Source organism: Kitasatospora putterlickiae, assembly GCF_039527695.1.
Classification (GTDB): domain Bacteria; phylum Actinomycetota; class Actinomycetes; order Streptomycetales; family Streptomycetaceae; genus Kitasatospora; species Kitasatospora putterlickiae.
In genome coordinates, this window is the sequence record NZ_BAAAKJ010000286.1 from 3,791 (window position 1) to 11,060 (window position 7,270).

The 7,270-nt window shown below is 73.0% G+C and carries 4 protein-coding genes; all 4 read left to right on the forward strand.

Annotated features, from left to right (window positions below; translation table 11 throughout):
- Positions 1–494 (forward strand): zinc-binding dehydrogenase (locus ABD308_RS27790; protein WP_344340080.1); only part of this gene is annotated, 494 nt, incomplete at its 5' end.
- A gap of 67 nt (positions 495–561) precedes the next feature.
- Entirely contained in the window at positions 562–2,025 is a 1,464-nt protein-coding gene (locus ABD308_RS27795) for an MFS transporter (RefSeq protein ID WP_344340085.1), read from the forward strand.
- A gap of 44 nt (positions 2,026–2,069) precedes the next feature.
- Entirely contained in the window at positions 2,070–2,855 is a 786-nt protein-coding gene (locus ABD308_RS27800; RefSeq protein ID WP_344340087.1) for an alpha/beta fold hydrolase, read from the forward strand.
- A 238-nt stretch (positions 2,856–3,093) separates the two neighbouring features.
- A complete protein-coding gene (hrpA, locus tag ABD308_RS27805) occupies positions 3,094–7,083 on the forward strand; it encodes an ATP-dependent RNA helicase HrpA (protein WP_425554862.1) in 3,990 nt (1,329 codons plus the stop codon).
- Positions 7,084–7,270 lie beyond the last annotated feature (187 nt).

A 7,270-nucleotide genomic window follows, 5' to 3' on the forward strand; every position in this document is an offset into this window, starting at 1 on the left:
CGCTGGTCGCCGAGGCCGGCGCCCGGGTGGTCGCCACCGCGAGCCCCGCCGACACCGGGCACTGCCGGGCCCTCGGCGCCACCGAGGTGCTCGACTACCGCGCCCCCGACCTGCCCGACCGGCTGCGCGCCGCCTGCCCCGGCGGCGTCGACGTCCACGTCGACACCTCCGGCACCAACGACCTCGCCACCGCCGTCGACCTGCTCGCCCCGCGCGGCCGGATCGTGCTGCTCGCCGGCGCCCGCTCCCGCCCCGAACTGCCCGCCGGGCCGCTCTACATGAAGGACGGCTCGATCCGCGGGTTCGCCATCTCGCACGCCACCACCGCCGAGCTCGCCGACGCCGCGGTCACCGTCAACCGGCTGCTCGCGGCCGGGCGGCTGCGCCCGCGGGCCCTGGAGACGCGCCCGCTGAGCGCCGCCGCCGAGATCCACCAGCGCCTGGAGAAAGGCGAGTTGAACGGCCGCCGGGTCGTCCTGACCCCCGGGCCGTGACGGCTCGCGCCCCCGCACGCCCCCGTACCGCCCCGCGCTCCCCCGACCGCCTCCGAAAGGCTCCCCCATGTCCCCGTCCGCCGGCGCCGAGCAGGCCGCCGGGCCGCGCCGCTCGGGCCTCCTGCTGGCCCTGCTGGCGTTCGCCCAGTTGATCGTCTCGATCGACTACAACATCGTCTACGTGGCGCTCCCGGAGATCGGCGGCGGCCTCGGCTTCTCCGCGCAGACCCTGCAGTGGGTGGTCAGCGCCTACGCGGTCGCCTTCGGCGGCTTCCTGCTCTTCGGCGGCCGGGCCTCCGACCTGTTCGGCCGCCGCCGGATGTTCGTCCTCGGCCTGCTGCTGTACGCCGGCTCCTCGCTGCTCGGCGGCCTGGCCACCACCCCCGGCCTGCTGATCGCGGCCCGCGCCCTGCAAGGCCTCGGCGGCGCCTTCCTGTTCCCCGCCACCCTCGCCCTGGTGGTCACCGGCTTCGCCGAGGGCCGCGAGCGCAACCGGGCCCTGTCGGTCTGGGCCGCGGCCGGCGCCAGCGGCATGATCATCGGCTCGCTGGCCGGCGGGGTGCTCACCGAGGCCTTCGGCTGGCAGGCGGTGTTCTACGTCAACGTGCCGCTGGCCGGCGGCGCCGCCCTGCTCGCCCCCCGGCTGATCCCCGCCGACGGCCCGCGCGAGGGCGGCCGCTCCTTCGACCTGCCCGGCGCGCTGACCGCCACCGCCGGCGCCACCCTGGTGGTCTTCACCCTGGTCCAGGCCCCCGCCTCCGGCTGGACCTCCCCGCTGGTGCTGACCACCGCCGTGCTCGGCCTCGGCCTGCTCGCCGCCTTCGTGGCGATCGAGGCCCGGTCCGGCGACCCGCTGATGCCGCTGCGGCTGTTCCGCAACCGCAACCTGTCCACCGGCGTGGTCACCACCTTCCTGTTCATGGCGAGCTTCGGCACCCTGCTGTACTTCCTGACCGTCTACTTCCAGACCGTGCACGAGTACAGCGCGCTGCGCACCGGCGTCGCCTTCCTGATCCCGATGGCCTGCGGCTTCCTCGGCTCGATGCTGGGCGGGCGGCTCGCCACCCGGTTCGGCGCCCGCGACACGCTGATCGCCTCCTACCTGCTCGGCGCGCTCGGCACCGCCGCGACGGCGCTGACCATGGCGCCGGACGGCCGCTACGTCGCCCTGCTGCCCGGCCTGGTGGTGCTCAGCGTCTGCCAGGGCGTCATCTTCACCACGATGTTCGCCGCCTCCGCGACCGGGGTGCACCCCTACGAGCAGGGCATCGCCTCCGGCATCGTCTCCACCGGCCAGCAGGTCGGCAGCGCGGTCGGCCTCGGCGCGCTGGTGGCGATCGCCAACGCCGGCACCGGGGGCCTGACCGGCGAGGCGCTGCGCTCGGCCACCACCGACGGCCTGCGCACCGCCGTGCTGGTCGCCACCGGCGGCATCGTCGCCCTGGTCCTGGTCGCGCTCGGCTTCGAACGCGCCCCCCGCCCGGCCGCGCCCGCCGTCGACGACGGCGGCGCGGCCAAGAGCCTCGTCTGACCCGTCCGTCCCGTTCCTTCCGCCTCCCGAGGAGAACCTCCGCCATGCCCTTCGCCACCAGCCCCAGCGCCCGCGTCTCCTACGCCGTCGAGGGCTCCGGCCACCCGCCCCTGGTCCTCGTGCACGGCACCGGCTTCGGCGCCGCGGGCACCTTCGGCCACCTCGCCGGCGGCTTCACCGACGTCCGCACCGTCCTGCTGCCGGACTTCGCCGGCTGCGGCGACACCGAGGACGACGGCCGCGAGCTGACCCCCGAGCTGCTCGCCGGGCAGATCGCCGCCGTGATCGAGGCGGCCGGCGACGGCCCGGCCGACCTGGTCGGCTTCTCGCTCGGCTCGCTGGTCGCCGCCACCCTCGCCGCCCTTCGCCCCGAGCTGGTGCGCAGCCTGGTGCTCACGGCCGGCTGGAGCCGCCCGGACGACGCCTACCTGAGCAACCACATGACCACCTGGCGCGCCATCCGCGGCGACGCCGAGGCCTTCGGCCGGTTCGGCACCCTGACCTCGTTCAGCCGCGACCACCTGAACTCCCTCCCGGCCGAGGTGCTCGACGCCATCATCAAGGGCAACCAGCCCACCGAGGGCGCGCTGCGCCACATCGACCTCAACCTGAGCGCCGACATCCGCCCGCTGCTGCCCCGGATCACCGCCCGCACCCTGGTGATCGGCTGCACCCAGGACGGCACCGTCCCGGTCGGCCTCACCCGCGAGCTCGCCGACGCCATCACCGGCAGCACCTACGCGGAGATCGACAGCGGCCACGTCGTCGTCTACGAGCAGGCCGCCGCCTGGTCCGGCCTGGTCCGCGACTTCGTCCTCCAGGAGGGCTGATTCCGCGGCTCGGACCACCGCTCCCCGGGTGATGGCGCGGCATCACCCGGGGAGCGGCGTGTCCACCGTGGACGCACCGCCCTCGCCGTCATCGCCCTGGTCACGTTCACGGAGAGGTGGCGGACGGCACCCCGGGCCGCCATTGGCAGCGGACCGGCGTCCCCTGTGACACTGGAGTCGCTCGAAAACCGAGGTGCGCTCCACCGCATCTCCTTGCGAACCTAGAGGGATGCCCGCCGTGAGTTCTCCCGCAGTCCAGTCCGCCGCCGAGTCCCCCCGGAGCGAGGGGCCCGGCATCGGCGAGCTGGCCGCGCGCCTGCCCGAGCTGACCCTGCGCGACCAGGTGCGGATCGGCCGCCGGCTGGACGGCGCGCGCCGGGTCCGCAAGCCCGAGGCGCGCGCGAAGATCGCCGCCGAGCTCGCCGCCGAGGTCGCCAGGGCCGAGCTGCTGGTCGAGCGCCGCCGCGCCGCCGTACCGGCCATCGACTACCCCGCCGAGCTGCCGGTCAGCCAGAAGAAGGACGAGATCCTCGCGGCCGTCCGCGACCACCAGGTGGTGATCGTGGCGGGCGAGACCGGCTCCGGCAAGACCACCCAGATCCCGAAGATCTGCCTGGAGCTGGGCCGCGGCGTGCGCGGTCTGGTCGGCCACACCCAGCCCCGCCGGATCGCCGCCCGCACGGTGGCCGAGCGGGTCGCCGAGGAGCTGCGCAGCCCGCTCGGCGAGGCGGTCGGCTGGAAGGTCCGGTTCACCGACCAGGTCGGCCCGGACACCCTGGTCAAGCTGATGACCGACGGCATCCTGCTCGCGGAGATCCAGACCGACCGCGAGCTGCGCCAGTACGACACCCTGATCATCGACGAGGCGCACGAGCGCAGCCTCAACATCGACTTCCTGCTCGGCTACCTCAAGCAGCTGCTGCCCCGCCGCCCCGACCTCAAGGTGATCATCACCTCGGCGACCATCGACCCGGAGCGGTTCTCCCGGCACTTCGAGGACGCCCCGATCGTCGAGGTCTCCGGCCGCACCTACCCGGTCGAGGTCCGCTACCGCCCGGTCGTGGACGGGAACGACGAGGACGACGCCGACGAGGCGGACCGCGACCGCGACCAGATCCAGGCGATCTGCGACGCCGCCGAGGAGCTCCAGGCCGAGGGCCCGGGCGACATCCTGGTCTTCCTCTCCGGCGAGCGCGAGATCCGCGACACCGCCGACGCGCTCGGGAAGCTGAAGCTCAGGAGCACCGAGATCCTGCCGCTGTACGCCCGGCTGAGCTCCGCGGAACAGCACAAGGTCTTCCAGCGCTCCGGCTCCCGCCGGATCGTGCTGGCCACCAACGTCGCCGAGACCAGCCTCACCGTCCCCGGCATCAAGTACGTGATCGACCCGGGCACCGCCCGGATCTCCCGCTACAGCCACCGCACCAAGGTCCAGCGGCTGCCGATCGAGGCGATCAGCCAGGCCAGCGCCAACCAGCGCAAGGGCCGCTGCGGCCGCACCTCGGACGGCATCTGCATCCGGCTCTACTCGGAGGAGGACTTCCTCTCCCGCCCCGAGTTCACCGACGCCGAGATCCTGCGCACCAACCTGGCCTCGGTCATCCTCCAGATGACCGCCGCCGGCCTCGGCGACATCGCCGCCTTCCCGTTCCTGGACCCGCCGGACTCCCGCAACATCAAGGACGGCGTCAGCCTGCTGCACGAGCTGGGCGCGCTCGACCCGGACGAGAAGGACGTCCGCAAGCGGCTCACCCCGCTCGGCCGCAAGCTGTCCCAGCTCCCGGTGGACCCCCGGATGGCCCGGATGGTGCTGGAGGCGGACAGGAACGGCTGCGTGCGCGACGTCATGGTGATCGCCGCCGCGCTCTCCATCCAGGACCCGCGCGAGCGCCCCGCCGAGAAGCGCCAGGCCGCCGACGAGCGGCACCGCCGGTTCACCTCGGAGACCTCCGACTTCCTCTCCTTCCTGTCGATGTGGCGCTACGTGCGCGAGCAGCAGCGCGAGCTGTCCTCCTCCGCGTTCCGCCGGATGTGCAAGGCCGAGTTCCTCAACTACCTGCGGATACGGGAGTGGCAGGACATCTACTCCCAGCTGCGCACGGTCGCCAAGCAGCTCGGCGTCACCATCGAGGAGGCGCACGACGACGCCGAGCCGGACGCCGACCGGATCCACCAGTCGCTGCTGGCCGGCCTGCTCTCGCACATCGGCCTGTACGACGTGGAGAAGCGCGAGTACGGCGGCGCGCGCGGCGCCCGGTTCGCGGTCTTCCCCGGCTCGGGCCTGTTCAAGAAGCCGCCGCGCTGGGTGATGTCCGCCGAGCTGGTGGAGACCTCCCGGCTCTGGGCCCGGATCAACGCGAAGATCGAGCCGGAGTGGGTCGAGCCGCTGGCCGGTCACCTGGTGAAGCGCAGCTACAGCGAGCCGCACTGGGAGAAGAAGGCCGGGGCCGTCCTGGCCTACGAGAAGGTCACCCTCTACGGGGTGCCGGTGGTCGCGCAGCGCAAGGTCAACTTCGGCCGGATCGACCCGGAGCTCTGCCGGGAGCTGTTCATCCGCAACGCCCTGGTCGAGGGCGACTGGGAGACCCACCACCGCTTCTTCGCCGAGAACCGCAAGCTGCTCAGCGAGGTCGAGGAGCTGGAGAACCGGGCCCGCCGCCGGGACATCCTGGTCGACGACCAGACCCTGTTCGACTTCTACGACGGCCGGCTGCCCGACGACGTCGTCTCCACCCGGCACTTCGACTCCTGGTGGAAGCAGGCCCGCCGGGAGCAGCCCGACCTGCTCAACTTCGAGAAGTCGATGCTGATCAACGACGCCGCCGACGGCGTCACCGAGGCCGACTACCCCGACTACTGGGAGCAGGGGAAGCTCCGCTTCAAGCTCACCTACCAGTTCGAGCCGGGCAGCGACGCGGACGGCGTGACCGTGCACATCCCGCTGCCGGTGCTCAACCAGGTCACCGCGGAGGGCTTCGACTGGCAGATCCCCGGCCTGCGCGAGGAGCTGGTCACCGCCTGGATCAAGGCGCTGCCGAAGGCGGTGCGCCGCAACTTCGTGCCCGCCCCGGACTTCGCCCGCGCCGCGCTGCGCGCGCTGAGGAACCACCAGGAGCGCCAGGAGCCGCTGCTGCCGGCCCTGGAGCACGCCCTGAAGCGGCTGACGGCCGTCACGGTGCCCCCGGAGGCCTGGGACGAGGAACGGGTCCCCGAGCACCTCAAGGTGACCTTCCGGGTGGTGGACGGCCGCAAGCGCCTCGCCGAGTCCAAGGACCTGGAGGAGCTGCGGCGGCGCCTCAACCCGAAGCTGAAGGAGACGCTCTCCTCGGCCGCCTCCGGGCGGGGCGTCGAGCGGTCCGGGCTGACCGCCTGGCCGGAGGGCCTGCCGGTGCTGCAGCGCACCTTCGAGCAGCGCTCCCGCGGCCACTCGCTGCGCGCCTACCCGGCCCTGGTGGACGAGGGGGAGACGGTCGGCGTCCGGTTGTTCGACACCCCGGAGGCGCAGGGGAAGGCGATGTGGGAGGGCACCCGGCGGCTGCTGATGCTCTCCACCACCTCGCCCGCCAAGTCGATCCAGGGCCGGCTGGGCAACCAGGCCAAGCTCGCGCTGTCGTACAACCCGCACGGCTCGATCCCGGCGCTGTTCGAGGACGTGGTGGCCTGCGCCGCCGACCGGCTGATGACGATCGCCGGCGGACCGGCCTGGGACGAGGCGGCGTTCGGCGTGCTGCGCGACAAGGTCCGGGCCGATCTGTACGACCTCTCGGCGGACACCACGCTGAAGACGGCCACCGCGCTGATCGCCTTCCACAAGGCGTCGACCCGGCTGAAGTCGGTGGGCAGCCCGGTGCTGCTGAACGCGGTGAACGACATCCGGCTGCACCTGGCCTCGCTGGTGCACCCGGGCTTCGTCACCGGGACCGGCTGGCGGCGGCTGCCGGACCTCAAGCGCTACCTGCTGGCGGTGGACCGACGGCTGGAGGCGCTGCCCAACCACCCGCAGCGGGACGCCCAGCAGCTGCTGAAGGTGCAGCAGGTCCAGCAGGCCTACGGGGAGCTGCTGGCGGCCGTACCGGCCGGGCGGGAGCCCTCCCCGGAGGTGCGGGCGATCCGCTGGATGATCGAGGAACTGCGGGTCAGCTTCTTCGCCCAGTCGCTGGGGACGCCGTCGCCGGTCTCGGAGAAGCGGATCACCAAGGCGATGGAGGCGGCCAGGGCCACCCTCTGAGCCCCTCCCGGGGCCCCCGGTAGCCGGTTCGACCTGGGGGCCCCGCATGGGCTACGATCTGTCTTGTTCGCAGCGCGGCCCGAAAGGAAAGCGGAGCGGACGGATCAGGAACACTCTGGTCCCGTGGAGCAGTTGGTTAGCTCGCCACCCTGTCAAGGTGGAGGTCGCGGGTTCAAGTCCCGTCGGG